A 26,693-nucleotide genomic window follows, 5' to 3' on the forward strand; every position below is an offset into this window, starting at 1 on the left:
GTCCGGTCCCCCGCCTTCCGAGGCAGGGGGACCGGGCGCGGGCTTTTTGCCGTTCCCGCGCCGCCCCGCTCCCCGACACCCCTTGCGGGGTCCCGGGCACCCATTTATAGTCAACCTGACTATTGAAGGGGTGGGGCGGTGTGCACACGGAACTCGACGACTACGACCCGGGGGCGTTCGAACCCTTCGCGGTGACCGTCGACCTCGCGGTCTTCACGGTCCGCGAGGCGCGGCTGCACGTGCTGCTGGTACGGCGCGGACAGGCGCCGTACGCGGGCCGGTGGGCGCTGCCCGGCGGCTTCGTACTGCCGAAGGAGTCCGCCGAGCAGGCCGCGCTGAGGGAGCTGGCGGAGGAGACCGGGCTCACCCGGGACGGCGCCGCCGGACTGCACCTGGAGCAGCTGCGGACCTACAGCGACCCCGGCCGGGACCCCCGGATGCGGGTGGTGTCGGTGGCCTTCGCCGCGCTCGTACCGGATCTGCCGGAGCCGCGCGGCGGCGGGGACGCGGCGGAGGCCCAGTGGGTGCCGGCCGACCGGGAGCAGACGCTCGCCTTCGACCACGGGCGGATCCTGGCCGACGCGGGGCGCCGGATCGGCGACAGGCTGGAGTACACGGCGCTCGCGACGGCCTTCTGCCCGCCCGAGTTCACGCTCGGCGAGCTCCAGCAGGTGTACGAGACGGTGTGGGGCGTGCCGCTGGACCGCCCCAACTTCCGGCGCAAGGTGCTGGCGGCGGCCGGGTTCGTCGAACCGGTCGGCGGTGCGCCGCGGCGCACCGGGGGGCGCGGGAAGCCCGCGGCCCTCTACCGGGCGGGCGGCGCGGACCGGGCGGGGGCCGGGGCGGTGCTGCATCCGCCGCTGCTGCGGCCCGCCGAGACGCCCGCCGGAGCGCCGGAGCAGCGGCCCGCGGCACCGGCCGGGGCGAAGGACACGACGAGCGAGGGGACATCCGCATGACGACACGTACGAAGCAGGCAGCCACGGGGTCCCTGCTCGGGCTCGCCCTCGGGGACGCGCTCGGGTTTCCGACCGAGTTCAACGACGTTCCCTCGATCCTCGCCAAGTGCGGGCCCTGGCGCGAGATGGAACTGCCCTCGAAGGCCTTCGTCTCCGACGACACCCAGATGACGCTCGCCCTCGGGCGGGGCCTGCGGGCCGCCGCGGCGCGCGGGCCGCTGGGACCGCAGCGGCTGGAGCGGCCGGTGCGCGAGGAGTTCGTGGACTGGTACCACTCGCCGGAGAACAACCGCGCGCCGGGCCGCACCTGCCTGGTCGCCTGCCGGCTCCTCGACAGCGACCTGCCCTGGCAGAAGGCCTCGCAGATCGACTCCAAGGGCTGCGGGGCGAACATGCGGGTGGCCCCGGTGGGCCTGGTGGCGGGGCTCGGCGAGGCGGAGCGGGCCGGGATCGCCCAGTTCCAGGCGGCGCTGACGCACGGACACCCGACCGCTCTCGCCGCCGCCGACCTCACCGCCTGTGCGGTGTTCCTGCTCGCCCAGGGGACGGAACCGGCCGGTCTGGTCGGCCGGCTGAGGTCGTACGCGCTGGAGAACCGGACGCGCTACCACCACCGCTGGCTCGGCGACCTGTGGACGTACGCGGACGACGCGACGCCCGAGGACTTCATCGCGCGGGGCTGGGAGGAGTGCCTGGCCGTGCTGGAGCGGCTGGCGGCGGTCCTGCGCGACCCGGCGCACTCGCCCGAGACCGACCCGTGCCTGGTGACTGGGGACGGCTGGATCGCGGAGGAGGCGCTGGCGACGGCGCTGCTGTGCTTCCTGATGTTCCCCCAGCAGCCGCTCACGGCCCTGCGCCGGGCGGCCTGCACCAGGGGCGACTCGGACTCGATCGCCTGCCTGGCCGGCGCCTTCGCGGGCGCCCACCTGGGCGCGGCGGCCTGGCCGCAGGCGTGGGTGGAGCGGATCGAGTACCGGGGGGAACTGGTGGGGCTGGGGGAGGAGTGGGACCGGGGCGAGTGAGCGGGCGGTACGGGGCGGGCCGGCCCGGCACGCCCCTGCCGCCTCCCTGGGCTACTGGCTGCCCTCGTACGTCAGGGCCGACCTGCGGCGGGTGCGGAACAGGAAGTCCTCCACCCGGGCGCGGTCGGGGAGCGCGGGCAGCGGGCTGGTGGACTCCGCCTCGGTGGCCTCCGCGAGCAGCCGCTCCAGCCGGCGCTCGATCCGCGGCCAGGCCACCTCGCCGCGCTTGACTGCGAGCAGTTCCTCGCGGTCTGCGCCCACGTCCAGGGTCAGTTCACCCGTACGGAGAAGGTCCCGGCCGCTCGCCAGGAGCCGCAGCAGGTGCATGGCGTGCTTCCAGCGCGGGGCGCCGTACTGGCGCACGTCCGCGTCCAGCTTCCTGCGCTGGCTCGCCGCGTACCCGGCGAAGGTGGACAGGGCCTGGCGGGTGAGGAACGCGGGGCGCAGCGAGAGGAGTTCGCGGCCGGTGTCGTCCACGTGGAGCGGGAGCGGCGAGTGCAGCACTTCGAGGACGTTGGGGTTGGCGCGCAGGGCCAGTTCGCAGAAGCGCTCCAGCTCCCAGGAGAACTGTTCCGGAGCCGGGCCGTCCAGATGCGTCGGGGGCTTCTCGAAGCGCCAGAACAGCGGGGTGGGCGCCACGAAGACGCCCCGTACGTCCGTGTCGCTGTCCTCGGTCGCCAGGCCGAACGCGCGCGAGCCCATGACGCAGGAGTAGACGGAGTGGTCCCGGACGAGGGTGTCCGCGGTTTCCTGCGCGGGGGAGCTGGTCATACCGGGATTGTGGCCAATCAGGCCAGCCGAATCGAATTGCTTTCCACCGTGATCGCGCGCGGCGGGAGCGGCTGCGGGGCCGGGCCGGCCGCCACCGAGGCGTCCGCCACCCGGTACTTGCTGCCGTGGCAGGGGCAGTTGATGGTGCCGCCGGAGACGTCGGCGACCGTGCAGCCCTGGTGGGTGCAGATCGCGGAGAAGGCCTTGAAGCTGCCCGCCTCGGGCTGGGTGACGACCACCTTGGCGTCCTTGAAGACCTTCCCGCCGCCCACCGGGATCTCCGAGGTGGCGGCCAGCGGGGCGGGCTTGGGCGGCTGCTGCCCGCCGGAGGACGTCGGTACGGGTGCGGGCGGCGCGGTCTCGGCCGGGGGCTTCTTCTCCTCGCCGTACTTGGTGCAGCCGGCGGCCAGGACGGCCGCCGTGCCGGCCGCCGCCGCGAGGACCGTCCGCCGGGTGGTGGGTGCGTGCATGGGATTGGCTCCTTGGACGGGTGACGCTTGACGGAGGAGGTGGGTCAGGTGGTGAGGCCGAACGTACGGAAGAACCACAGCGCCGACGTCAGCCAGATCACCGTCAGGGCGGTGAAGACCAGGCCGCCCACGACCGGCAGCAGCCAGCCGGGCAGCCGTTCCGTGCGCAGCAGCAGCATCTTGGCGCTGAACGCCCCGAAGAAGAAGCAGCCCGCCAGAGAGTGCCACATCACCCGGCTGCCGAAGGTCTGGAATCCCAGCCCGTAGAGGCAGTGCACGGCCACCGGCACCGCGAGCAGGAACGCGGCCCGGCCCGTCCAGCGGTGCGCGGCGGCCAGCCCCGGGGTGCCGCGCACGCCCGGCAGCCTGCCGTACATGGCCAGCGCCAGCACGAGCTGGGCGACCGCGAGCACGAAGGCCCCCGTCGCCAGCCAGGACTTCACCGCGCCGGTGCTGCTGAACCCGGCGAGGTTGAACGCCGTTCCGGCCGGGTCGTGGATCCTGCCGTACGCCCCGAGGGCGACCGCGACGGCGGCGGCGACCAGCACCGGGAGGATCCACCGGGCCGGGCCGGGGCGGGCGTGGCCGGCGGAGGGGGCGGGGAACGAGGCGGTCGGGGCGTTGGGGTCGACGTTGCTCATCTCGGGGTCACTCCCTGGATGTCGCTCGGGGACGCCGGCGGCTCGGGCGGGCTACGGGGCCACGGGGCGGGCCGTCAGCCGCGCGTTGTCGACGACCGCGGTGCCGGTGGCCGGGTCGAGTACGGGGGCGGCGGACGGTTTGCCGTCGCGGGTGACGATGCCGACCTGGCGGCCGTCCTGGAGGACGATCCAGCCGCCGTCGATCCTGGCGCCGCGCACCTCGTTGGTGGCGCGGTAGAGGCCGGAGGGCCGGTTGGCCCCGGCGGCGGTGAAGTCCTGCCTGCGGCCGGCGACCGCGACCTCGCCGGTGATCTCGCCCGCACGGGTGACCGCGGTCAGCTCGGCGCCGTTCCTGCCGGTCAGCCGCATGCTGCCGTCGTCCTTGACGTCGCCCTTGAGCCAGGACTCGCGGGTGCGGCCGTCGCAGTAGTACGCCACCGCCCGCCGGTCCCGTACGGAGACGGACACGGCCGCCCCGTCGTCGTCGGTGCGGCCCGCGTAGACGCGCTCGGGAGCGGAGGCCGAGGGCGCCGGGGCGGTCGGCGCGGCCGAGGCGGACGGAACCTTGGGGGCCGGGGTCCGGCCGGGGGGCGCCGCCGGGTCCGGCGCCGGTGACGCGGAGGCCGCGCCGCCGCCTCCGTAGCCCGAACTCCTCGTGCCCGTCGTCGCGTTGAGCGACAGCATGACGGCGGCCAGGAGCAGACCCGCGAGCAGTGTGTAGAGGGGACCGGATCGTTTCATTGGGGGCCTCCCCGCCGGCTCCGGGTAGGCGGCGCCGGACCCACCATGCAAGCGGACCCCGGGCCCCGCCGTCCATAGTCAGGACAGACCGGACAGGGCGGCCCGGACAGGTGGGGCGGATCGGGCTGAGTGGCAGCATGACGCCATCTGGGCGAGATTGAACGAGTCCGACGGGTCCGTGACCGGACCCGCCCCCGGCTTCGCCGCGGGCGCCGCTCGAAGCGTCCGGGGAAGCCTCGCGAAAGGCAGGACCATGGCGGGCAACGACCTCGGCAGTCTTCTCGGCGGCCTTCTCGGCGGCGGAAACCCCGGTTCCGGCGGTGGCGCGGGGAACATCCTCGGCTCGCTCATCGGCGCCCTCGGCGGTGCGGGCGGCGCGGGCGGCAAGGAGGGCGGCGGCAGTCCGCTGGACGGCCTCATGGACCTGCTCAAGAAGTCCGGCCTCGCCGAGCAGGCGGAGTCCTGGGTGGGCACCGGCGACAACAAGGCGGTCAGCGGCGAGGAGGTGGCCCAGGCACTGCCCGACGACGCCCTCGCCCAGGCCGCCGAGCAGGCCGGGGTGAGCCCCCAGCAGGCCGCCGACCAACTGGCGCAGGCACTGCCGCAGGCGGTCGACAAACTGACCCCGCAGGGCTCGCTGCCGCAGGCCGCCTCCCTGGAGGACCTGATCAAGGAACAGCAACTCTGACGGCGACGCCGATCGCCTGAGCAGGGGCCCCGACCGCCGGACGGGTCATGGGCGAGGGCGGGGCCCCTCGCGCCTGCGGCCGGGGCCCTCGCCCGTGCCGCCAGGGCCTTCGCGCAGGCTGCCGAGTCCTTCGTACGGGCCGCCGAGTCCTTCGTACGGGCGGGCGGGGGCTCGGCCGCCGGGCCCATTAGGCTGAGCGGATCTCCTGAACCCTGTTCCGCTCCGGCGACTTCGCCGCCCTGCGCAAGGACATCGCCCCGTGAGAACCGCACTTGTCATCGGCACCGGCCTGATCGGTACGTCCGCCGCCCTCGCCCTCGCGGCCCGGGGCGTCACTGTCCACCTCGCCGACCACGACCCGGACCGGGCGAGCACGGCCGCGGCGCTCGGCGCCGGGACCGACGCGGAGCCCGCCGCAAGGGTGGACCTGGCGATCGTCGCCGTACCGCCCGCGCACGTCGCCGCGACCCTCGCGGACGCGATGCGCCGGGGCGTGGCGCGCGGGTACATCGACGTGGCCAGCGTCAAGGGCGGGCCCCGGCGCGAACTGCTGGAACTGGGCTGCGACCTCACCCCGTACATCGGCACACACCCCATGGCGGGCAAGGAGAAGTCCGGGCCGCTGGCCGGTTCGGCCGACCTCTTCGAGGGGCGCCCGTGGGTGCTGACGCCGACCAGGGACAGCGAGACCGAGGTGTTCAACCTGGCGCTGGAGCTGGTGGCGCTGTGCCGGGCGGTGCCGGTCGTCATGGACGCGGACGCCCACGACCGGGCGGTCGCGCTCGTCTCGCACACCCCGCAGCTGGTGTCGTCGATGGTGGCGGCCCGGCTGGAGGAGGCCGACGAGACGGCGGTACGGCTGTGCGGCCAGGGCATCAGGGACGTCACGCGGATCGCCGCGTCCGACCCCCGGATGTGGGTGGAGATCCTGTCGGCGAACCCGGGACCGGTCGCCGACGTGCTGGCCGGGGTCGCCGAGGACCTGGCGGACACCGTGCAGTCGCTGCGGGCCATGGAGTCCGGTGACGAGGACAAGCGCCGGGGCGGCGCCGACGGCATCGAGGACGTGCTGCGGCGCGGCAACGCGGGACGCGTCCGGGTGCCGGGCAAGCACGGGTCCGCGCCGGCCGCCTACGAGATGGTCTCGGTGCTCATCAGCGACCAGCCGGGGCAGCTGGCCCGGATCTTCGCCGACGCCGGACAGGCCGGGGTCAACATCGAGGACGTACGGATCGAGCACGCGACCGGGCAGCAGGCCGGACTCGTGCAGCTGATGGTGGACCCGCAGGCGGTGGACGCACTGTCCCGGGCGCTGGTGGAACGCGGCTGGGGACTGCGGAAGTAGCCGGGGGAGGGCCGGGCGGTCCGTGGCGGGCCGTCGGGCGGCGCGGCCGGTGACGGCCCCCCACCGTGGCCGGCCGCGGTAGCGGTCGCGGCGGCCGGGCGGTGGCGCGGGGCCGTGCGGGCCCCCGGGCGGCGGCGGGTGGCGCCGGGCGGCCGGGGCGGGCCGCCGGGCGGTGCGGGCGGCCCGGGGGACTGGGCGTCAGGGGTCGGGGATTCAGGCGGTACCGTAGATGGTTGGCAGTGATGCAGCCTGCCTCCCTCCGCCCGTGTACCAGGAAGGTGTCCGACACCGTGGAAAACGCCGCCCGGACCGCCCCGGCAGCAGTGATTGTCGCCATCGACGGCCCCTCCGGCACGGGCAAGTCCAGCACGTCCAAGGCCGTCGCCGCCAAGCTCGGCCTCAGCTACCTGGACACCGGCGCCCAGTACCGGGCGATCACCTGGTGGATGCTGACCAACGGGGTCGACGTGAGCGACACGGCCGCCGTGGCCACCGCCTCCGCCAAGCCCGTGATCCTCTCCGGCACCGACCCGTCCGCCCCGACGATCACCGTCGACGGAGTGGACGCGTCCGGCCCGATCCGTACCCCCGAGGTGACCTCGAAGGTCAGCGCGGTCAGCGCCGTTCCCGAGGTGCGGACCCGGATCACCGAGCTGCAGCGGGAGATCGCCCGCGGCGCCGAGGGCGGCATCGTCGTCGAGGGCCGGGACATCGGCACCACCGTGCTGCCGGACGCCGGACTGAAGATCTTCCTCACCGCGTCCGCCGAGGCCCGCGCGGCCCGGCGCAGCGGCGAGACCAAGGGCGCCGACGTCGCCGCCACCAAGGAAGCCCTGATCAAGCGGGACGCGGCCGACTCCGGCCGCAAGACCTCCCCGCTGGCCAAGGCCGACGACGCGGTCGAGGTGGACACCACCGAGCTGACCCTGGACCAGGTCATCGAGTGCGTCGTCACCCTGGTCGAGGAGAAGCGGGCCGGAAAGTGACCGACACGCAGCGCCCCGGCGTGGCCACCCTGCGGGGCGCCGCCGTCGGCCGGGGCATCGGCATCGGGCTGATGTACGGGCTGTGGAAGCCCCGCGTCCTGGGCTCCTGGCGGGTACCGGCCTCCGGACCGGTCATCCTCGCCGTGAACCACGCGCACAACATCGACGGGCCGATGCTGATGGGGACCGCACCGAGGCCGGTGCACTTCCTCATCAAGAAGGAGGCCTTCGTCGGCCCCCTCGGTCCGTTCCTGCTCGGCATCGGACAGCTGAAGGTGGACCGCGCGAGCACCGACCGGCGCGCGATCACCGACGCGCTGGGGGTGCTGAGCGACGGCGGCGTGCTCGGGATCTTCCCCGAGGGCTCGCGCGGCGAGGGCGACTTCGCCTCGCTGCGCGCCGGGCTCGCGTACTTCGCCGTACGGTCGGGGGCGCCCATCGTCCCCGTCGCCGTACTGGGCGGCGCCGAGCGCAAGAGCCGGCTGATACCGGGGGTGCCCCCGCTGCGCAGCCGGGTGGACGTCGTCTTCGGCGACGCTTTCGAGGCCGGTGACGGCAGCGGCAGGCGCACCAGGAAGGCGCTGGACGAGGCCACCGTACGGATCCAGGAGCGGCTGGCCGCGCATCTGGCCGGGGCCAGGCGGCTCACCGGCCGTTAGCGCCCGGCCTGCGGGTGGGCGAAACTTGAGTAGTGGGCCGCGGCGAAACGCGGCTCATCGATGATGAATGAGGAACGGACTTCATGAACGACCAGATCCACTCCGGCGACGAGCACGGACCCGAGCAGGGCGCCTCGCACGGTGCGCTCGGTGACGCCGAGTACGCGGAGTTCATGGAGCTCGCCGCGCAGGAGGGCTTCGACGCGGAGGAGATCGCGGGCGCCCTCGACGAGGCGAACGCCGGCCCCCTTCCCGTGCTCGCCGTCGTCGGCCGCCCCAATGTCGGCAAGTCGACCCTGGTGAACCGCATCATCGGCCGCCGCGAGGCCGTCGTGCAGGACAAGCCGGGCGTCACCCGCGACCGCGTCTCCTACGAGGCCGAGTGGGCGGGCCGCCGCTTCAAGGTGATGGACACCGGCGGCTGGGAGCAGGACGTGCTGGGGCTCGACGCCTCGGTCGCCGCCCAGGCCGAGTACGCCATCGAGACCGCCGACGCCGTCGTCTTCGTCGTGGACTCCACCGTCGGCGCCACCGACACCGACGAGGCCGTCGTCAAGCTGCTCCGCAAGGCCAAGAAGCCCGTCGTGCTGTGCGCCAACAAGGTCGACGGCCTGTCCGGCGAGGCCGACGCGATGTCCCTGTGGTCGCTGGGCCTCGGCGAGCCGCACCCCGTCTCCTCGCTGCACGGCCGCGGCACCGGCGACATGCTCGACGCCGTCCTGGAGGCCCTCCCCGAGGCCCCCGCGCAGACCTTCGGCAACGGCACCCCGCTCGGCGGCCCCCGCCGCATCGCCCTCATCGGCCGCCCGAACGTCGGCAAGTCCTCGCTGCTGAACAAGGTGGCCAAGGAGGACCGCGTCGTCGTCAACGAGCTGGCCGGCACCACCCGCGACCCGGTCGACGAGCTGATCACCCTCGGCGGTACGACCTGGAAGTTCATCGACACCGCGGGCATCCGCCGCCGGGTGCACCTCCAGGAGGGCGCCGACTACTACGCCTCGCTGCGCACCGCCGCCGCCCTGGAGAAGGCCGAGGTGGCGGTCATCCTGATCGACTCCAGCGAGTCCATCTCCGTGCAGGACCAGCGCATCGTGACGATGGCCGTCGAGGCCGGCCGCGCCCTGGTGCTCGCCTTCAACAAGTGGGACACCCTCGACGAGGAGCGCCGCTACTACCTGGAGCGCGAGATCGAGACCGAGCTGGGCCAGGTCGCCTGGGCCCCCCGGGTCAACGTCTCCGCCAAGACCGGCCGCCACATGGAGAAGCTGGTCCCGGCGATCGAGACGGCGCTGGAGGGCTGGGAGACCCGCGTGCCCACCGGCCGCCTCAACGCCTTCCTCGGCGAGCTGGTCGCCGCCCACCCGCACCCGGTCCGCGGCGGCAAGCAGCCGCGCATCCTGTTCGGGACGCAGGCCGGTGCCAAGCCGCCGCGGTTCGTGCTGTTCGCCTCGGGCTTCCTGGAGGCCGGCTACCGGCGCTTCGTGGAGCGCCGGCTGCGCGAGGAGTTCGGCTTCGAGGGGACGCCGATCCACATGTCGGTGCGGGTGCGCGAGAAGCGCGGCCGCAAGAAGTAGCCCGCGGGAAGCGGGTCAGTAGCCCCTGCGGGGGCCGGGCGGCAGTGCGGCGGGAAGGTGGTTCCCGGCGTGCTGCCGCCCTTGGTTGTGCTGGGTGTGCAGGTTCTGCCAGGGGCTGTACGGAGCCGTGTGCGGGTGCCCGTGGTGGCCGCCGTGACCGTGCTGGTGGTGCAGGCCCGCCGTCGTGCCGAAGCCCGTGAAGCCGAGTTCCTCCTCGCCGGTCCGGTCGCCCGGCAGGGCGCGGAAGGACTTGCGGTACTCGGAGTAGAGGGCGTCGTAGATCGGCGTGAACGAGGGCTGCGGCGAGGCCTCCTGGGACGGCCGCATGGCAGGGATCTGGCTCTGGTACGGGCGAGTGGGGTCGTATGAGTGCACGTACGTGCCAACGACCCCACTGCCCGTCGGATGCGGGTACCGGGCGTACGGACCCGGCGCATCCTCCTCCCGTCCGGCGCCCGCCGGGCGGAAGGACCGGTCGGTGGCGCCGGGGCGGCTCAGGTGCCCGCGAGCGGCATCGTCGCGGCGACCAGCACGCCGTTCGCCGCGGCCTTGTCGAGGGCGTTGCGCAGCAGGTCCTCGCGCGGCTGCTGGCCGATCGCGCCGACCGGGGCGGCCAGCACCAGGACCTTCTGGAGCTTGTTGGCGGCGGTCCGCCAGCCGTCGGTGACCTGGAGCGGGCGGTGCGCCTGCCACCAGGCGACCTGGCCGGCGCCCGCCGTCCCCGGCTGCAGCACGGCGTGCAGCTGGCCCATCGCGAGCAGCACGGACCAGCCGGGCAGCGCGGCGGGCACCGACCGGAGGTCGGCGACGGGCTGGAAGCCCTGCTCGACGAGGAGGGACAGGAACTCGTCGCCGTTGTCGTTGCCGGGGCGGGCGACCGCCGCCGTCGGCTCCACGACGAGCGCGGGCCGCAGCTCGCCCTCGATGAGGACGAGGCCGCTGGTCACCCCGAGCACGGCCTGCTCGGGCACCGAGCCCTCGCCGGAGCCGTCCTGGCTGGCGGTGATGGAGCGGACCGCGCCCTGGAGCTGCTCCTCGGAGACCGGGACGACCTGGGAGGGGATGCAGGTGGCGTGCGCGAAGGCGAGCACCGCCGTCTCCTCGCCGACGAACAGGACGGTGCTGGTGGCCTCCTGCGCCGAGTCGCCGGGCGTGCGGCAGGAGGTGCAGTCGTAACTGCCGGGGGCGTTCTCGCCGGCGAGCAGCCGGTCGGCTTCTACGTCGCCGATCTCGGCGCGGACGTCGTCGCTGACGTCGAGCATGCGCGACACGGGTGGCTCCTCGAACTGGGTGCGGGCGCCGGGCGGTTCCCGGAGCTTCAAGAAGACAACGGGCGATCTGTGGCAGGGGTCACGCGCCAGGGCGAACGGAATCGACTCATCCGGCGCGGACGGTGAAACGGAGCGCGGAAGCCCTCACTCCCCGTGAACGCCTGCTGACTACAGGGAAGTTGTGGCGGTGAGCTGGGTCACAGATCAATTCGCCGGCGGGTCGAGAAATCATGAAATAGACCGATCAAGTGGGTGTCCTGAATTGGGCGTTACCGGAGGTAATGGGCAACTGGCCTGGAATGACAAGGCGTCGGTTGTAGCAGGGGCGCCCGGCTCATAGATTCCACCGCCGTGTGCATCGAGCACCGCTCGGACACGCCCTGTCGAACCGCGCTCGTACTCGCCCAGCATGAGTACCGGCACGGCCAGCAAGTGATGCGTGACGTCGACGGGCGGGGCGGAGTCGGACCCGTGGACGCCGGACGCGTGCACGGCCGTACCGCCGAGGGGGAGTCCGGGTCCTGCGAGAGGGAATCCATGTCCGCATGTTCCAGTGCGATACGCCGCGGCGGCCGACGTCGTGAGACCGCAGCGCTGGTGGGAGCCGCCCTGGTGGCCCCGCTCGTGCTGATCGCCGCAACCGGCCCGCAGGCCGCAGCGGCGGACCGTGGAGTGTGGGACCGCATCGCGAGCTGCGAGAGCGGTGGCAACTGGCACATCAACACCGGCAACGGCTACTACGGAGGGCTCCAGTTCTCCGCCGGGACCTGGCGCGCGTACGGCGGCGGCAAGTACGCCCGCACCGCCGACCGGGCGAGCAAGTCCCAGCAGATAGCCGTCGCCACCAAGGTCCAGCGCGCCCAGGGGTGGGGCGCGTGGCCCCACTGCTCGCGCCGCGCGGGTGCCGCGGGCGGCGCGCCCGCGGTGGGGGCCGCCGCACCCGCACCGGGCAAGTCCGCGGTGAAGGCCGCGCCCAAGCCCCGCAAGGCCGACCGGAACGTGCCGCGGGCCGCCGACCGGGGCACCGCCCGTGCCTCGAAGGGCGGCAGCTACGTGGTGCGGCCCGGGGACACCCTCGGCGGCATCGCCGAGGCGCACGGCACCGGCTGGCGGCAGCTGTACGCGGCCAACCGGGCCGTCGTCGGCGGCGATCCGGACCTCATCGTCCCGGGGCTGCGGCTGAACCTGTGACCCGCCGCGGCCGGGCCTGACCCGTCGCCCGGCACCGCCGGGCCGTCCGGCGCCCTGCCGTCCGACGAAGGCCGTCCGCCGCCCTGCCGTCCGACGCGGGCGGTACGCGGCCCGGACGGGAGGCGCGGCGGCGAAAGGGCCCCGCCCGGTCCCCCGACCGGGTGGGGCCCGTCCGCGTTCCGCGCGGCACGCACGCGCGCGCGGGCGGCGGTGATGGGGTGACCGGGTGCTGAAGCCTCGATTCCGTTCCCTGTCCTGTGCCGTGATCGGCGCGCTGCTCGCCCTCTCCCCGCTGTCCGGCGCGGTCGCCGACCCGACCGGGCCGGGCGAGGCCGGCGGACCGCCGTCGTCCGCACGGGGCTTCGGACCCTACGGATGCGCCGCGACCCAGTGGCCGTGGAGCTGCCTCGCCGAGTGCGAGAGCGGCGGCAACTGGGCGACCAACACCGGCAACCACTACTACGGCGGACTCCAGTTCCGCCAGAGCACCTGGGAGGAGCACGGCGGACTGGCGTACGCGCCCCGCGCCGACCTGGCCAGCCGCAGCGAGCAGATCGCCGTGGCCAAGGAGGTGCTGACCACCCAGGGGTGGGGCGCCTGGCCCGACTGCTCCAAGCGGTACCGGCTCGGGGACCGCCGTACGCACATCGTGAAGGCGGGCGAGACACTGACCTCGATCGCCGCCAAGTACCGGGTCAAGGGCGGCTGGCAGGCCCTCTACAAGGCCAACAAGGACATGATCGGGCCCCGGCCCGACGGGCTCAACGTCGGCACCTGGCTGGTCATCCCGGCGGGTTCGGGCCGGGCGGGCGCGCAGGACCCGGCCGCGACCGGTCTCGCGGCGGCGCCGTCAGTTCCGCTGCTTCTCCTGTGAACACCACTGCCCCCCGGCGCAGTTCGGCCACGAACACCGGGCCCGGGTGCGGCAGCGGCGGCAGTCGCTGCTCCGCGAGGACCACGGCCGCCCGCGCGCTGAGCGCGGCCAGGAGCGCGTAGGTACGGGCGGCGGTGGCCGGGGACATGCCGAGGGTCGGTTCGTCGACCAGCACCACGCGGGCACGGGCGCGCGGGCCACGGGCGGCGGCCGGGCCCGGGGGCGCGGCGGCGAGCAGGGCGCGCGAGACGGCGAGCATGCGCTGTTCGCCGCCGGAGAGGGTGCCCGCGCGGCGCGGCAGCAGGGCCCGCAGGGCGGGGTACGCGTCCAGGGCCGCCGCGGTGCCACCGCCCGGCGCGGTGGCGAGGTCCAGGTTCTCGGCCACCGTGAGGCCCGCGTACACCGCCCGCTGGTCGGGGACGAAGCACAGGCCCCGGCGGGCCCGGTCGTGCGCGGGCAGCCCGGTGACGTCCGCGCCCCGCCACCGCACGGTGCCGGCGTGCAGCGGGACGGTGCCCGCGAGGGCGCGCAGCACGGTCGTGCGGCCGGAGCCGTTGCGGCCCAGCAGCACGGTCGGGGCACCGGCCGGGACGGCGAGGTCGATGCCGTGCAGCGCCTCCAGGGGGCCGTAGCGGACGCGGGCGGCCCGGAGCTCGATCTCGACGGTCATCGGCCGGGCTCCTCGGCGACGGGGGCGGGGGAGACGGGGGCGGTGGCCGAGGAGGTGGTGCCGTCCTCGGCGGCGGCCGTGGCGGTGATCCTGCCTGCCGCCATGGTGTGCACGGTGGTGGCGATGTCCGCGACGAGGTCCGGATCGTGTTCGACCACCAGCACCGCGGTGCCGTCGGCGGCGAGCGCCGCGAGCACGCGCGCGAGGGCCGCGGTCTCGGCGGCGTCCAGCCCGGCCGCGGGCTCGTCGAGCAGCAGTGTGTGCGGCCCGCCCGCCAGGGCACGGGCGAGTTCGACCCTGCGGAGGGTGCCGGTGGGCAGGCCCGCGGCGCGGCGGTGGCGCACCGGGCCGTCCAGCCCGAGCAGCCGCAGCACGGGCTCGACGGCGGCCGGGTCGCGGGTCCGCCGGTGGCCCTGCTCGGCACCGAGCAGGACGTTCTCCGCGACGGTGAGCGACGGGAAGACGGCGAGCTGCTGGAAGGTCCTGGCGACGCCGAGCCGGGTGCGCGCGTGGGCGGAGCGGCGGGTGATGTCGGTGCCGCCCAGCTCGATGCTCCCCGCGCCGGGCCGCAGGGTGCCGCACAGACAGTGGAACAGGGTGCTCTTGCCCGCGCCGTTGGCCCCGACGAGCGCCGTGACCTGGCCGTACGGGACCGTGAGGTCGACCCCGGCGAGCGCGGTGAAGTCCCCGTAGGCGAGCCGGACGCCCCGGGCGCGCAAGGGCTCGGAGGGGATGCCGGGCGCGCCGGGCGCGGAAGCGGGCGCAGATGCGGCGACCGGGGCGGACACCGGGCCCGCCGGACCCCTCCGGACCGGCAGAAACGGTAAGCCGGAGGGCCGTAACAGGCCACCGCGCCGGACCGCCCCTGCGGACCGGGCGGCCGATGAGGTGCCGCGCGTTGAGGCGTTGTGCGTGGGTTGGGTGTTGCTGTCGCTGGATGCGTCGTGCGTCGGTCCGGTGCTGCCGTCGTCGGGTGGCTTGTGCGCGGGCCGGGTGCCGCTGTCGTCCGTCCGCCGCACCGGTGCGGCTCGGGGCGCCCGGAGGTCCAGCGGGTTGGCGCCTCCGAGTGCCTCGCGCAGCCGCCGCAGCAGTGGGCTCAGCAGCGCCAGCGTGCCGACCAGCACCGCCGCCAGGCCCGCCGTCGTGCCCGCGTCCAGGGCCACCAGCAGTGCCGCCGCCGCACAGGCCGTCAGCAGACTGTCCGCACCCAGCACCACGACCGCGGCGAACCACAGCAGGCCGCGCACCGGGTCGTACGCGGTCGGGTCGAAGGCCCGTACGGACATCGACAGCAGACCGCCGCCGAGCGCCGCCAGCGCCGCACCCGCGACGAACGTCAGCACCTTGAGCGCGGGCACCCGCACGCCCGCCGCCGCCGCGCCCTCCTCGTGGTCGCGCAGGGCGGCCAGCGCCCGGCCCGAACGCCCCCTGCGGAGCTGTGCGACCAGCAGCAGACAGACCAGGAGCAGGCCCAGCTCCAGTACGTAGTACGCCCGGTCGGAGGCGAAGCCCGCCGGGCGGGACACGGAGAGACCGGCCGTGGCGTACGGCTGGTCGAGCACGAACCGGCTCACCGCCACGCCGAACGCCAGCGTGGTCAGCGCCAGCGCGAGCCCGTGCCGGCGGATCGCGGGCCGTCCGGTGAGCAGCCCGAGCGGTGCGGTCAGCGCCACGGCGACGGCCAGGGCGAGCAGTTGGGGGAGCGGGGGCAGTCCGGGCAGTCGGCCGTCGGCGAGCAGCGCGGCGAAGAGCGCGCCCAGCCCCGCGTACGCCGCCTGCCCCAGCGAGATCTGCCCGCTCCGCCCGCTCACCACGACCAGCGACAGCAGGATCACCGCCAGCGCGGGCACCTGGAGCGCGGTCCGCAGATCGTCCCCGGCCAGCCCCAGCGGCATCACGAACAGCGCGGCGGCGAGCAGCGGAAGGAACCGCGGCGCGGGCACCCGGAACCGCGGGACGGCCCGCAGCGGCTGCGGAAGCACCCGGGGCCGGGGTCGGGGCCGGACAGCGGGCCTGCCCCGGTGGTCCCGGACGCCGCCCCGTCGTAACCGAGGGCCGGGCGGGGCCGGTGGAGTCGGCGAGACCGGTGGGCCGGGAAGTGCGCCGCGGCGTGGGCGGGACCGGGCCGCGGGGCGTGGAGCGGGTCCGGGTGGGTTCGGGGTGGTGGGGCGGTGGGTGTGGGGTGCGGGTGAGGTCGGGGTGGTCGGAGTGGGGGGTGGGAAGAGCAGGGCTGCGGCCAGGAGCGCCACCACGAACAGGTTGGCGCCCAGCGACTGCACCAGCGGACCCGCCCAGCCCTCCGGGTGCAGCCTGGTCAGCTGGGACTGGGCGACGCCCAGCAGCAGCGCCGCCCCGACGGCCACCGGGAGGCTGCGCATCCGAGCCAGGGCCGCCACCGCGATCACCTCCACCACCAGCAGCGGCAGACCGTACGGGTCCAGCCGTACGTAGGGGGCCAGCAGCACCCCGGTGAGGCCCGCCGTGAAGGAGCCGAACGCCCAGCCCACCGCCGCCACCCGGTCCGCGTCGATGCCGCCCAGGACCGCGAGGTGCCGGTTGTCGACCACCGCGCGCAGTTCCCGGCCCAGCCGGGTGCGCCGGGTCACCACGCCCACCAGCGCGGCCAGCAGCAGTACGGCGGCCAGCGGCGGCCACGGGGAGTCGCCGAAGGGCTCGGGGGCGTCCGCCCTGGCCCCCTCGCCCCACACCAGCGCCGCACCGCCGATCAGCAGGACGAACACCCCGATCGACGCCACCAGCGTGCGCGCCGGGTCCGCGCCCCGCAGCGAGAGCGGCCGGAAGACCGCACGGTCCAGCAGCAGGCCCAGCGCGGGCGCGACGAGGAGCAGCGTCACGGCGGTGGCCGCCGGCACCGGCCAGCCCCGCTCCACCGCCAGCTCCCGCAGCACATAGGCACAGACCATCGCCACCGCGCCGTGCCCCAGGTTCAGCACCCCGGTCGCGCGGTGCGTGACGATCAGCCCGATGCCGGACAGCGCGGCGGCGCTGCCGACCGCCAGCCCGGCCAGCGTCAGCTCGTACGTCAGCGAGGACACGCCTCAGCCCTCGGTGCCCGGCATCGACGGCGGCTCCTGCGGCAGCCGCGCGGGCTCGCACACCGGGCAGGGGGCCAGGTCCCGCACGCCCGCCGCCGGCCGGGCCGCAGCCTTGCCGAGGACCAGCGGGCAGTCGGGGCGGTGGGCCAGTGTGCCGCCGGGGAGGTGCAGCAGCGGGCCCTCGGCGGAGGGCGGCGGGTGGCCGTCCGCGGCGGCACCCGGGCCGCCGTCCCGCAGGCCGTCCCCGTGCTCCGCGCCCGCGCCGTCGGCGTCCTCGTACGCGGGGAGACCGGCGGCCGGATCCCCGGCTAGGGCGCCGCGGTCCCGGCCGGCGAGCAGCACCGCCCCCGCCACGATCAGTGCGGCACCCGGCAGGGTGCAGGAGGCCAGGTAGGGGACCTGCCGGGCGGTGAACCGCTCGCCCGACACCCCGTACCAGCCCAGTACGCACAGCACCGCCCCGCAGGCGACGGCGGCCAGTGCGATCCACACGTACGGTGCCCTGCGCATCGCGCCCCCAGCCCGACAGCTGTCCGACCCCTGTCCCTCACGGACGATTCCTTGCACTATGCCCTGTGTGGGACCGACCCTGAAGGTGGTGGGCAGGATGCTCGTCGGCAGGATTCCCCGGACCGGTGCACGGAGGGCCGCGTGCGCGGCGGCGGCCGTGCTGCTGCTCGCCGCCGGTGCCGGCGCGTGCGGCGACGGCTCCGAACCGCCCGTCACGTCCACGCGGAGCGGCGCGACCACGGCCCCGCCCACCGGCGGCGGCGTCGACCCCCAGCCCTCCGACTCCGCGTCCGCCAGCGGGCCCGCCGACACCACCGCCGCCGAGCGGGAGGTCGCGCGGAACTGGACGGCGTTCTTCGCCCCGGCCACCCCGCTCGCCCAGAAGGCGAAGTACCTGGAGAACGGCACCCTGCTCAAACCGCTGCTGCTCTCCTTCAGCAACGACAAGCGCGGCGGCCAGAGTTCGGCCAAGGTCAAGAACGTCCGGTTCAACTCGGCCACCCAGGCGACCGTGACGTACGACCTGCTGCTCAACGGCACCCCGGTACTGCCCAACTCGCAGGGCACCGCCGTCCTCCAGGACGACGTGTGGAAGGTCTCCGTGAAGTCGCTGTGCGCCCTCGTCGAACTGAGCGGCAATGCGGCCCCGGGCTGCTGACCGACCGGCCCGACCCGCACGCCCGGCCCCACCGGCACGAGCGGTGCGGCGCACGGCACCCGCACGCCCGGCCCCACCAGCGCGAGCGGTGCGGCGCACGGCACCCGCGCGGCCCCGGCGGCTCGCCGTGCTGCTCGTCCTGTCCGCCCTCCTCGCCACCGCCTGCGGCAGCCGGCTGCCCGAGAGCGACTTCGAACCGCCGCCCACCGGAGCGGCCACCCCCGCTCCGCCCCTGCGCGTCGGCATCCTCAGCAGCGCCACCAGCCCGCTGGGCGGCGACGCCTTCACCGGCCCCGGCGAGGGCGCCCGCGCCTACTTCGACGCCCTCAACGCCCGCGGCGGCCTCGCCGGCCGCCGCGTCCAGGTGGAGACCTGCGACGACGGCGGCAGCGGCATCGGCAACAACGACTGCGTGCACGAGCTGATCGACCGGAAGCAGGTGTTCGCCCTGGTCGCCACCACCTCACTCGACTACGAGGGCGCCCCGCTCGTCTCCCGGGCGGGCGTCCCCGACATCGGCGGCCAGCCCATCGGCACCGCGTACGACACCTACCCGCACCTCTACGGCATCTACGGCAGCCTCGCCCCCCGCAAGGGCGGCAGGCCCGGCTGGAACGGCGTCCTCTACGGCGGCACCGAGGTCTACCGCTACTTCAAGGCCGAGCAGGGCGCCCGCACCGCCGCCGTCGTCTCCTACAACCAGGCCTCCTCCGCCTCGTACGCCCGCGTCGTCGTCCAGGGGCTGCGCGCCGAGGGGTACACGGTCGTCGAGGAGCAGGTCGACTTCGCGCTGCCCAACTTCCGCGCGGTCGCCGCCGACCTCAAGGAGCAAGGGGCCGACCTCGTCCTGGACGCCCTGGACACCCACGGCAACGCCCAGCTCTGCAAGGCCATGGACGCCGTCGGCGCCCGCGTCACCGCCAAGGTCACCAACGTCCAGAACTGGTCGTCGGGCGTCGCCGAGGACTACAAGGACGCGCCGCGCTGCCGCAACGCCCTGTGGGTGACCGGCGGCAGCCGCAACTACGACGACCGGGACGACCCCCAGGTCCGCGCGTTCCGCACCGCCCTCCAGGGGAGCCTGCGGCGCGCGGGCCGCGACGAGGGGGCGCTGTCCCAGTGGCAGCTGGAGGGGTGGGCCGCCGCCATGTGGTTCACCGACGCCGCCCTGTCCTGCACCGGGGCGCGCGAGCCCCTCACCCGCGCGTGCGTGGAGCGCTTCCTGAACCGCGAGGAGCCGTACACCGCACGCGGCCTGCTGCTCCCCGTCCAGTACGCGCCCACCGACGATCCGCCCGAGGTGCGCCGCACCTGCCTGTCGGTGGCCCGCTGGAAGGACGGCACCGGGTGGGTGGGCCAGGGAGAGATGAACCACACCTGCTTCACCGTCCCGCAGCTGCCCTACCGGCCGTGAGCCGGTGAGCGGAACGGGCGCCCCACCGGCCGTGAGCACCGCGCCGCGCCCCGGGAAGTGCCCCGGGCAAAGCCCGCCACCCCGCGCGTGGGCCGGGGCGGACAAGTAGAGTCCTTGGACGTACGAGAGGCGGCCGACGCCAGGGCCGGACCGCCGAAGACCAGGGGGACTCGCCGGCGTATGCACATCTCTTTCCTGCTCCACAACGCCTACGCCGTCGGCGGCACGATCCGCACCACGTTCAACCTCGCCCAGGTCCTGGCCGAGGACCACGACGTGGAGATCATGTCCGTCTTCCGGCACTGCGACGAGCCGTCGATGACGCCGCCCGCCGGCGTGCGCATCGGCCACCTCGTGGACCAGCGGAAGGACAGCCCCGGCTACGACGGGAACCACCCCGACCACTCCCGCCCCGCCAAGGTCTTCCCCGCCGGGGACAGCCGCCACTACCAGTACAGCCGGCTCACCGACCAGCGGATCGGCACCTACCTGCGCGACCTGAAGGCCGACGTCGTGGTGGGCACCCGGCCCGGCCTCAACGTGCACATCGCCCGCCAGGCCAGGCGCGACACCGTACGGGTCGGCCAGGAGCACCTCACCCTGGACGGCCACCGCTTCCGGCTCCGCCGCGAGCTGCGCTTCCGGTACGCGCTGCTGGACGCCGTCACCACCGTCAGCGAGGCCGACGCGCGCGCCTACCGCAACCGCCTCAAGCTCCCCGGCGTCCGCATCGAGGCCATGGCCAACAGCGTCCCGGCCGCCTCCCTGCCACCCTCGGACAGCGAGAGCAAGTGGGTGATCGCCGCGGGCAGGCTCACCCCCGGCAAGCGCTACGACCTGCTGATCAGCGCTTTCGCCCAGGTCGCAGCCGCCCGCCCCGACTGGCGGCTGCGCATCTACGGCGCCGGGGTGAGCACCCCCCGGCTGCGCGCCCGGATCGACGAGCTGCGCCTGCACAACCACGTCTTCCTGATGGGCATCGCCGACCCGCTGGAGGCGGAGTGGCCCAAGGGCTCGATCGCCGCGGCCACCTCCGACCTGGAGGCCTTCGGGATGACCATCGTCGAGGCCATGCGCTGCGGGCTGCCCGTCGTCTCCACCGACTGCCCGCACGGCCCCCGCGAGATCATCGAGGACGGCGTCGACGGCCGGCTCGTCCCCATGGGCGACGCGGACGCCGTCGCCCGCGCGCTCCTCGACCTCATCGACGACGACGAGCTGCGCGCCCGGATGGGCCGGGCGGCGCTGGCGAACTCCGCGCGCTTCGACCCCGGCGCCATCGCCGCACGGCACGCCGAGCTGTACGCCGAACTCGTCGCCCGCGGCACCAACAGCCGCTCCCTCAGCCCCCTTCGGGACACCCTGCACCGCGTGCCGGGGAAGCTCATCGACGAAGCCTTCACCCTGCGCCGCAAGGTCCTCTCCACGCTCCGGAAAGGGCGTACCGCATGACCACCTCACCCTCCTCCCGGCCCGCCAAGGCCAAGGACGGCGCCCCGGTGGTGCCGCGCGCCGACTGCACCGCGGACTCCGCGGGCGGGGTCACCTTCGACGTGGCGGTGGCGGCGGCGCCCGACGCCGCACTGGTGCTGCGCCGCCGCGGCGGCACCCGCGGCGACGACGTACGGCTGCCGCTGACGCCCGTCTCGCCCAGCAGGCTGCGCGCCGTGCTGCCCAGCACCGTCGACCTGCCCGAGGGCCGCTGGGAGGCGCACGTCCACGGCGCCGGGGAGGCGGACCTCGCCGTCCGGCCCGGCATCAGCGACCTGCGCGCCCTCCTCGACCGCACCCCCGACCCGCGCCACGAGGCCGTCGCCGTCCGCATCCCGTACGCGGCACCGGACGGCAGCCTCGCCGTCCGCAGCTGGCGGCGCGCCCCGCACGCCGAGGCGGGCGACCTCACCTTCGCCGCCGACGGATCCGCCATGACCGTCGAGGGGCGGCTGTACGGGGTCGAGCTGGGACCGGACGCGGTCGTCGAGGCCAGGCTGCGCGGCGAGCGCGACCGGGTCCACCGCGAGCCGGTGACCGGCGGCGAGCACTCCTTCGTCTGCACCCTGCCCTACGCCCCGCTCGCCGAGGGCAGGGACGGCGCCAAGTGGGCCTGGGACCTGTGGCTGACCCCCGCGGCCGACACACCCGCGATACGCGTGGCCAGGCTGCTGGACGACGTCGCGGAGAAGCAGCCGGTCTTCAAGTACCCGGCGCTGCCGGTCGGCGACGACGGCAAGACCGTGGCCTTCCCGTACTACACGCTCGACAACGACCTCACGGTGCAGGTCAGCACGCCGTAGGACACCGGGCCCGCCGGGCGGCCCCGGGCTCGCGGACAGCAGCTGTCCGCAAGGGCTGGCAGACTCCGTCCCATGTTGGAGACCTCGGCCCGGCTGCTGCGTCTGCTCTCGCTGCTCCAGGCACACCGCGAATGGACGGGCCCCGATCTGGCGGACCGGCTCGGCGTCACCCCGCGCACGGTCCGCCGCGACGTCGACCGGCTCAGGGAACTGGGCTACCCGGTGCACGCCAGCCCCGGCACCGGCGGCGGCTACCAGCTGGGCGTGGGCGCCCAGTTGCCGCCGCTGCTGCTCGACGACGACGAGGCGGTGGCCGTCGCGGTGGGGCTGCGCACCGCGGCCGGCCAGGGCATCGAAGGCATCGGGGAGACCTCGGTGCGCGCCCTCACCAAGCTGGAACAGGTGCTGCCCGACCGGCTGCGCCGCCGGGTCGGCGCCCTCAACGCGTTCACCGTGCCGATGCTGCGAGGCCGCCGCGCCAGCGCCGTCGACCCGGGCGTGCTCACCGAACTCGCCGCCGCCTGCCGGGACTCCGAGCGGCTGCGCTTCGCGTACAGCGACCACACGGGTGCCGCCAGCCGCCGCACCGTCGAACCGCACCGGCTGGTGTGCACCGAGCGCCGCTGGTACCTGGTCGCCTGGGACACCGACCGCGCCGACTGGCGTACGTTCCGGGTCGACCGGATCACCCCCACGCCGCCGCACGGGCCGCGCTTCGCACCCCGCGAGGCACCGGCCGAGGACCTCGCGGCCTATGTCTCGCGCGGGGTCTCCACGGCGGCGTACCGGGCGACGGGCCTGGTGCGTCTGCTCGTTCCGCTGGAGGTGGCGCGGGAGGTGGTCGGGCCCAGCGACGGCGTGCTGGAGGCCGAGGGCGAGCACAGCTGTCTGCTGCGCACCGGGGCGGCCGGCATCGACGTCCTGGTCATCCACATCCTGCTGATGGGCCTGGAGTTCGAGGTGCTGGAGCCGCCGGAGCTGACCGAGCGGCTCAGCTGGGCCCGTGATCTCCTCTCACGGGCTCTGGAGCGGGGGGAGTCGGCCGGTCCTCCTCGAACCGTTCGAGCGCGGCGATCTCCGGATGGTGCAGGTCGAACGCCGGGGACTCCGAGCGGACCTTCGGCAGGGTGACGAAGTTGTGCCGGGGCGGCGGACAGGAGGTCGCCCACTCCAGCGAGCGGCCGAACCCCCACGGGTCGTCCCGGTCGACCTTCTGCCCGTACTTCGCGGTCTTCCAGACGTTGTAGAAGAACGGCAGCGTGGAGAGCCCGAGCAGGAACGCGCCGATCGTCGAGACGGTGTTGAGCACGGTGAACCCGTCGGCCGCCAGGTAGTCGGCGTACCTGCGCGGCATCCCCTCCGCGCCCAGCCAGTGCTGCACCAGGAACGTGGTGTGGAAGCCCACGAACAGCGTCCAGAACTGGATCCTGCCCAGCCGCTCGTCGAGCATCTTGCCGGTGAACTTCGGCCACCAGAAGTAGAACCCGGCGAACGTCGCGAAGACGACCGTGCCGAAGACCACGTAGTGGAAGTGCGCCACCACGAAGTACGAGTCGGTGACGTGGAAGTCCAGCGGCGGCGACGCCAGCAGCACCCCGGTCAGCCCGCCGAACAGGAAGCTCACCAGGAAGCCGATCGACCACAGCATCGGCGTCTCGAAGGACAGCGAGCCCTTGAGCATCGTGCCCGTCCAGTTGAAGAACTTCACCCCGGTCGGCACCGCGATCAGGAACGACATGAAGGAGAAGAACGGCAGCAGCACCGCGCCCGTCGCGAACATGTGGTGCGCCCAGACCACCAGCGACAGGCCCGTGATGGCCATGGTCGCGCCGACCAGCATGATGTAGCCGAAGATCGGCTTGCGGGAGAAGACCGGGATGATCTCGGTGATGATGCCGAAGAACGGCAGCGCGATGATGTAGACCTCCGGATGCCCGAAGAACCAGAAGAGGTGCTGCCACAGCAGCGCGCCTCCCCACTGGGCCTCGAACACCATCGAGCCGAACCGCCGGTCCGCCTCCAGCACCAGCAGGGCCGCCGCGAGCACCGGGAAGGCGACCAGCACCAGGATCGACGTGAACAGCACGTTCCAGGTGAAGATCGGCATCCGGAACATCGTCATGCCGGGTGCGCGCATCCCGATGATGGTCGTCAGGAAGTTCACCGCGCCGAGGATGGTGCCGAAGCCGGAGAGCGCGAGCCCCATGATCCACAGGTCGGCGCCGATGCCGGGGGAGCGGACCATGCTGTTGAGCGGCGCGTAGGCGAACCAGCCGAAGTTGGCGGGCCCGCCCGGCACGATCAGCGAGCCGAGCACGATCAGCCCGCCGAACAGGAACAGCCAGTACGAGAACATGTTGAGCCGCGGGAACGCCACGTCGGGCGAGCCGATCTGCAGCGGCATGATCTCGTTGGCGAAGCCGGCGAAGGTGGGCGTCGCGAACAGCAGCAGCATGATGGTGCCGTGCAGGGTGAAGGCCTGGTTGAACTCGTTGCTGGACATCAGCTGGAGTCCGGGCCTGGCCAGTTCGGCCCGCATCATCAGGGCCATCAGCCCGGCGATCAGGAAGAAGCCGAACGCCGTGATCAGGTAGAGGTGCCCGATCTTCTTGTGGTCGGTGGTGGTCAGCCAGTCGATGACGATCCTGCCCGGCCGTCCGGCCCGCGTGGGTTCCGCGGCAGCCGTCCCGACGGTCTCCGTGCCCATCGTGCCCCCTCGCAGTCCGCGCTCCGGGCCAACTGACACATGATGCGCGCGAGTCCCCCGGATCCGACAGGGGGCGTACCGAACCGGATGTGCGTGCGAGATGTGCTACACGCCTGTCGAGTGCCCGGAGTTGGGACGGAATCAAGAATTCCGGATGGGGTTGTCGAGGTGGATTCCGCGTTGTCGGGAGGCAAGTGTGCGGAGCCTGTGCGGAATAGTCGAAATGAATTATGACTGCTTGTTGAATTTGATAAATGCCGTACGGGAAACGGTCTTTACGAACAAAGAAACGGCCCCATCGGGTGAAAGGGGCGTCGGCAAACTCCTGTCGTGATCTTGTGACACAAGCGTGACCGGGAAGGTATCTGGCGCCTACGGTGGCTCCCATGGCACATCTACCGACACCCCCCGCCCAGCCCGACGACAACCCCGAGCGCTATGTCGGCCTCGCCCGCGCGGAGGCCGAACGGACGGCCGCCGAGCACGGCTGGCAGACCGTCAGGGCGCTGCCGCCGGGCGCGATCATCACGATGGAGTTCCTCCAGGGACGGCTCAACTTCGAAGTGAAGGACGACACCGTCACCCGCTGCTGGGTCGGCTGAAAAGACACCCCCGGCAGCCCCGGTCGCGGCCCCTCCGGGACGCGTACGGCCGATGGCCCCGGACCGCTCCTGGTGAGCGGTCCGGGGCCATCGCCGTGCGTATCGGGAGCCTGTGGCGGCGGGTCGGTCAGCGCGCCGCCTGCGGGGTGTGCGCGCCGCCGCCGCGGGACTGCGGCGGCCGGCGGCTGCCCGCCGGAGTGACCGGTGCGCGCTCCGAGCGTGCCGCGTGCGGCCGGGTCTGGAGCTGCGGCTGCGTCTGGAGGGACGCCCCCTGGTGGGCGGAACGGCCGCTGCCGTGTCTGCCGCCGCTGCCCGCACCCACCGTCCCGCGGGACGGCGAGGGCTCCACCGAGCTCGCGCGTATCGAGGGGATGACGGTCTGGGCACCGGCCGGAGTCCGGGCCCCCGACGCCCCGGGTGCGGCGGGAACGTACGCCCCCCGGGCCCGCCAGCGCTCGCGCACCGCGAAGACGAAGGCCTCCGCGCGGGCGATCATCGGCTCGAACCAGGGCAGTGCCAGCAGGATCAGCAGCCCCGCTGCCCAGCCGAGCAGAACGTCGCTCAGCCAGTGCGTGCCCAGGTAGACGGTGGTGGCACCGACGCCGAGGGCGACCACCGCGGACAGCACCGACAGCCAGCGCCTGGCCCGCGGGGTGGTGGCCAGGTAGGCCAGGATGCCCCAGGTCACGACCGCGTTGGCGGTGTGACCGGAGGGGAATATATCGCCGCCCGCGTACAGCTCGGCGGAGCCGATCTGCGTCGCGTAGTGCGGGCCGAGCCGGCCCAGGCCGATCTTCACCGCGCCCACCGTCAGGTTCAGCAGCAGCAGGGCGGCGGCCAGGGCGAGCAGCGGACGCAGGGTGTGCTGGCGCCAGGAGCGCCAGCCCAGCCAGGCCGCGACCATCACCGCCGTCGGGCCGCGCTGTCCGAGGACCACGAAGTAGTCGAGGAAGGCATGCAGCTCCGGCCACTGCTCGTACGGCCGGAAGAGCATCACCTTCCAGTCGAGCAGCACGAGCCAGGACGAGACCAGCACGGCCCAGACGATGGCGATGTAGAACGCCGCCGTCGAGCCGAAGAGAGCCTTGCGGGTCCGGCTCATGCCGGGGATCTCTATCTTCGGCGGCTCCGGTTCCCGGTCCAGCCGGGCAAAGATTCGGTCGATACGCACCCAATCGACATTACCGCGAGTGAGTGACGGGCCCGACCGGTCCCGGCTCTTTGTGATGACCATGTGATGTGGAGTGTGTCTCACCGTAGTGTTTATTCCCGGGCGTTTGGGAAATCCTGAGGGCCTTGTGCCCTATTGAATGCGATCCACTCCTGCAACTCCTCAGGAATCCCGCCGCATTTCATTGATCGCGCACGCGGCCGGAATTCACCTCTCCACAACTCCCCGCCCGGCGGCCCCGGCAGGGGAAGCGGCCGGTCGCACCGCGTGTGCGCTCCGCCACGGCACGGAACCGCGGACGCCACGCCGAGCGTGGTGTTGCGTGGTGCACGCCACACCGGCTCGGACGAGTCGGTGAGAGATGGGCCACGCGTACCGGGGGTGAACTCGCGTACGCTGACGGCTCACTCGCCCGTCGA

The 26,693-nt window shown here is 73.9% G+C and carries 25 protein-coding genes and 1 pseudogene; 15 read left to right on the forward strand and 11 right to left on the reverse strand.

Going from position 1 to position 26,693, the window contains the following annotated elements; translation table 11 throughout:
• Nucleotides 1-140 precede the first annotated feature (140 nt).
• Both ACFYVL_RS38025 and ACFYVL_RS38030 read left to right on the forward strand, forming a co-directional pair.
• The gene (locus ACFYVL_RS38025) at nt 141-959 is read left to right on the forward strand and encodes an NUDIX domain-containing protein (protein ID WP_389253379.1); all 819 of its coding nucleotides are present in this window, start codon (nt 141-143) and stop codon (nt 957-959) included.
• Complete coding sequence (locus tag ACFYVL_RS38030; RefSeq protein ID WP_389253381.1) at nt 956-1,981, forward strand: ADP-ribosylglycohydrolase family protein; 1,026 nt, start codon at nt 956-958, stop codon at nt 1,979-1,981. The genes ACFYVL_RS38025 and ACFYVL_RS38030 overlap by 4 nt, the downstream gene beginning before the upstream one ends.
• Nucleotides 1,982-2,032: 51 nt before the next feature.
• Here the strand turns inward: ACFYVL_RS38030 and ACFYVL_RS38035 are convergent, their stop codons facing one another.
• The 4 genes from ACFYVL_RS38035 to ACFYVL_RS38050 are packed head-to-tail and all read right to left on the reverse strand — an operon-like array spanning nt 2,033 to nt 4,604.
• Complete coding sequence (locus tag ACFYVL_RS38035; RefSeq protein ID WP_389253383.1) at nt 2,033-2,752, reverse strand: DNA polymerase beta superfamily protein; 720 nt, start codon at nt 2,750-2,752, stop codon at nt 2,033-2,035.
• A 17-nt stretch (nt 2,753-2,769) separates the two neighbouring features.
• A complete protein-coding gene (locus ACFYVL_RS38040; RefSeq protein WP_389253385.1) occupies nt 2,770-3,222 on the reverse strand; it encodes a Rieske (2Fe-2S) protein in 453 nt (150 codons plus the stop codon).
• Nucleotides 3,223-3,266: 44 nt separating this feature from the next.
• Nucleotides 3,267-3,863, reverse strand: a complete 597-nt coding sequence (locus ACFYVL_RS38045; RefSeq protein WP_389253387.1) for a DUF6529 family protein — start codon at nt 3,861-3,863, stop codon at nt 3,267-3,269.
• A 51-nt stretch (nt 3,864-3,914) separates the two neighbouring features.
• Complete coding sequence (locus ACFYVL_RS38050) at nt 3,915-4,604, reverse strand: hypothetical protein (protein WP_389253389.1); 690 nt, start codon at nt 4,602-4,604, stop codon at nt 3,915-3,917.
• 253 nt (nt 4,605-4,857) lie between these two features.
• On the opposite strand from ACFYVL_RS38050, the gene ACFYVL_RS38055 reads away from it, so the two are divergent.
• From ACFYVL_RS38055 to der, 5 genes are all read left to right on the forward strand, one after another.
• Nucleotides 4,858-5,292 (forward strand): YidB family protein, encoded by a 435-nt coding sequence (locus ACFYVL_RS38055; protein WP_389253391.1) that lies wholly within the window; start codon nt 4,858-4,860, stop codon nt 5,290-5,292.
• Between the two features lie 259 nt (nt 5,293-5,551).
• Entirely contained in the window at nt 5,552-6,637 is a 1,086-nt protein-coding gene (locus tag ACFYVL_RS38060; RefSeq protein WP_389253393.1) for a prephenate dehydrogenase, read from the forward strand.
• A gap of 242 nt (nt 6,638-6,879) precedes the next feature.
• Nucleotides 6,880-7,623, forward strand: a complete 744-nt coding sequence (gene cmk / locus ACFYVL_RS38065) for a (d)CMP kinase (protein WP_389253622.1) — start codon at nt 6,880-6,882, stop codon at nt 7,621-7,623.
• A complete protein-coding gene (locus tag ACFYVL_RS38070) occupies nt 7,581-8,282 on the forward strand; it encodes a lysophospholipid acyltransferase family protein (RefSeq protein WP_389253395.1) in 702 nt (233 codons plus the stop codon). Before cmk ends, ACFYVL_RS38070 begins: the two co-directional genes overlap by 43 nt.
• An 83-nt stretch (nt 8,283-8,365) precedes the next feature.
• Nucleotides 8,366-9,856, forward strand: coding sequence for a ribosome biogenesis GTPase Der (der, locus tag ACFYVL_RS38075; protein WP_389253397.1), 1,491 nt, complete (start codon nt 8,366-8,368; stop codon nt 9,854-9,856).
• A gap of 15 nt (nt 9,857-9,871) precedes the next feature.
• Here der and ACFYVL_RS38080 read toward each other — a convergent pair whose 3' ends face one another.
• Together ACFYVL_RS38080 and ACFYVL_RS38085 are read right to left on the reverse strand one after the other, a co-directional pair.
• Nucleotides 9,872-10,231: a hypothetical protein gene (locus ACFYVL_RS38080; protein WP_389253399.1), complete on the reverse strand. Its 360-nt coding sequence runs from the start codon at nt 10,229-10,231 to the stop codon at nt 9,872-9,874.
• Between the two features lie 119 nt (nt 10,232-10,350).
• Nucleotides 10,351-11,127 carry a hypothetical protein gene (locus tag ACFYVL_RS38085; protein WP_389253401.1) on the reverse strand — a complete coding sequence of 259 codons (777 nt, stop codon included), beginning with the start codon at nt 11,125-11,127 and terminating at the stop codon, nt 10,351-10,353.
• 537 nt (nt 11,128-11,664) lie between these two features.
• Here ACFYVL_RS38085 and ACFYVL_RS38090 point away from each other — a divergent pair.
• Nucleotides 11,665-12,318 (forward strand): transglycosylase family protein, encoded by a 654-nt coding sequence (locus ACFYVL_RS38090; protein ID WP_389253403.1) that lies wholly within the window; start codon nt 11,665-11,667, stop codon nt 12,316-12,318.
• 226 nt (nt 12,319-12,544) lie between these two features.
• Nucleotides 12,545-13,192 carry a transglycosylase family protein gene (locus ACFYVL_RS38095; RefSeq protein ID WP_389253405.1) on the forward strand — a complete coding sequence of 216 codons (648 nt, stop codon included), beginning with the start codon at nt 12,545-12,547 and terminating at the stop codon, nt 13,190-13,192.
• Here ACFYVL_RS38095 and ACFYVL_RS38100 read toward each other — a convergent pair.
• Genes ACFYVL_RS38100 through ACFYVL_RS38110 form a run of 3 tightly spaced genes read right to left on the reverse strand, consistent with a single transcriptional unit; the run spans nt 13,101 to nt 17,428 of the window.
• Nucleotides 13,101-13,862 carry an ATP-binding cassette domain-containing protein gene (locus ACFYVL_RS38100; protein ID WP_389253407.1) on the reverse strand — a complete coding sequence of 254 codons (762 nt, stop codon included), beginning with the start codon at nt 13,860-13,862 and terminating at the stop codon, nt 13,101-13,103. The genes ACFYVL_RS38095 and ACFYVL_RS38100 overlap by 92 nt on opposite strands.
• Nucleotides 13,859-16,918 (reverse strand): ATP-binding cassette domain-containing protein, encoded by a 3,060-nt coding sequence (locus ACFYVL_RS38105; protein ID WP_389253409.1) that lies wholly within the window; start codon nt 16,916-16,918, stop codon nt 13,859-13,861. Before ACFYVL_RS38105 ends, ACFYVL_RS38100 begins: the two co-directional genes overlap by 4 nt.
• A 3-nt stretch (nt 16,919-16,921) precedes the next feature.
• Nucleotides 16,922-17,428: a hypothetical protein gene (locus ACFYVL_RS38110; protein WP_389253411.1), complete on the reverse strand. Its 507-nt coding sequence runs from the start codon at nt 17,426-17,428 to the stop codon at nt 16,922-16,924.
• Between the two features lie 67 nt (nt 17,429-17,495).
• Between ACFYVL_RS38110 and ACFYVL_RS38115 the strand changes: the two genes are divergently transcribed.
• The 5 genes from ACFYVL_RS38115 to ACFYVL_RS38135 all read left to right on the forward strand — a co-directional run bounded on the left by ACFYVL_RS38115 (nt 17,496) and on the right by ACFYVL_RS38135 (nt 22,925).
• Nucleotides 17,496-18,086 (forward strand): hypothetical protein, encoded by a 591-nt coding sequence (locus tag ACFYVL_RS38115; protein ID WP_389253413.1) that lies wholly within the window; start codon nt 17,496-17,498, stop codon nt 18,084-18,086.
• A gap of 88 nt (nt 18,087-18,174) precedes the next feature.
• Nucleotides 18,175-19,500 (forward strand): ABC transporter substrate-binding protein, encoded by a 1,326-nt coding sequence (locus ACFYVL_RS38120; protein ID WP_389253415.1) that lies wholly within the window; start codon nt 18,175-18,177, stop codon nt 19,498-19,500.
• 180 nt (nt 19,501-19,680) lie between these two features.
• Nucleotides 19,681-20,952 carry a glycosyltransferase gene (locus ACFYVL_RS38125; RefSeq protein WP_389253417.1) on the forward strand — a complete coding sequence of 424 codons (1,272 nt, stop codon included), beginning with the start codon at nt 19,681-19,683 and terminating at the stop codon, nt 20,950-20,952.
• A complete protein-coding gene (locus ACFYVL_RS38130) occupies nt 20,949-21,794 on the forward strand; it encodes a transferase (RefSeq protein ID WP_389253419.1) in 846 nt (281 codons plus the stop codon). The genes ACFYVL_RS38125 and ACFYVL_RS38130 overlap by 4 nt, the downstream gene beginning before the upstream one ends.
• A gap of 72 nt (nt 21,795-21,866) precedes the next feature.
• On the forward strand, nt 21,867-22,925 hold the full coding sequence (locus ACFYVL_RS38135) for a helix-turn-helix transcriptional regulator (RefSeq protein WP_389253421.1): 1,059 nt from the start codon (nt 21,867-21,869) through the stop codon (nt 22,923-22,925).
• Here ACFYVL_RS38135 and ctaD read toward each other — a convergent pair.
• Nucleotides 22,813-24,501 (reverse strand): annotated as a pseudogene (gene ctaD / locus ACFYVL_RS38140) (cytochrome c oxidase subunit I); the annotation flags it as partial. The gene ACFYVL_RS38135 and the pseudogene ctaD sit on opposite strands and share 113 nt — an antisense overlap.
• A gap of 386 nt (nt 24,502-24,887) precedes the next feature.
• Here ctaD and ACFYVL_RS38145 point away from each other — a divergent pair.
• Nucleotides 24,888-25,103 (forward strand): I78 family peptidase inhibitor, encoded by a 216-nt coding sequence (locus ACFYVL_RS38145; RefSeq protein WP_389253422.1) that lies wholly within the window; start codon nt 24,888-24,890, stop codon nt 25,101-25,103.
• A 127-nt stretch (nt 25,104-25,230) separates the two neighbouring features.
• Here ACFYVL_RS38145 and ACFYVL_RS38150 read toward each other — a convergent pair whose 3' ends face one another.
• Complete coding sequence (locus ACFYVL_RS38150) at nt 25,231-26,274, reverse strand: phosphatase PAP2 family protein (RefSeq protein ID WP_389253423.1); 1,044 nt, start codon at nt 26,272-26,274, stop codon at nt 25,231-25,233.
• Between the last annotated feature and the right edge of the window lie 419 nt (nt 26,275-26,693).

This window comes from Streptomyces sp. NPDC004111, from assembly GCF_042874215.1.
In the GTDB taxonomy this organism is placed as follows: Bacteria; Actinomycetota; Actinomycetes; order Streptomycetales; family Streptomycetaceae; genus Streptomyces.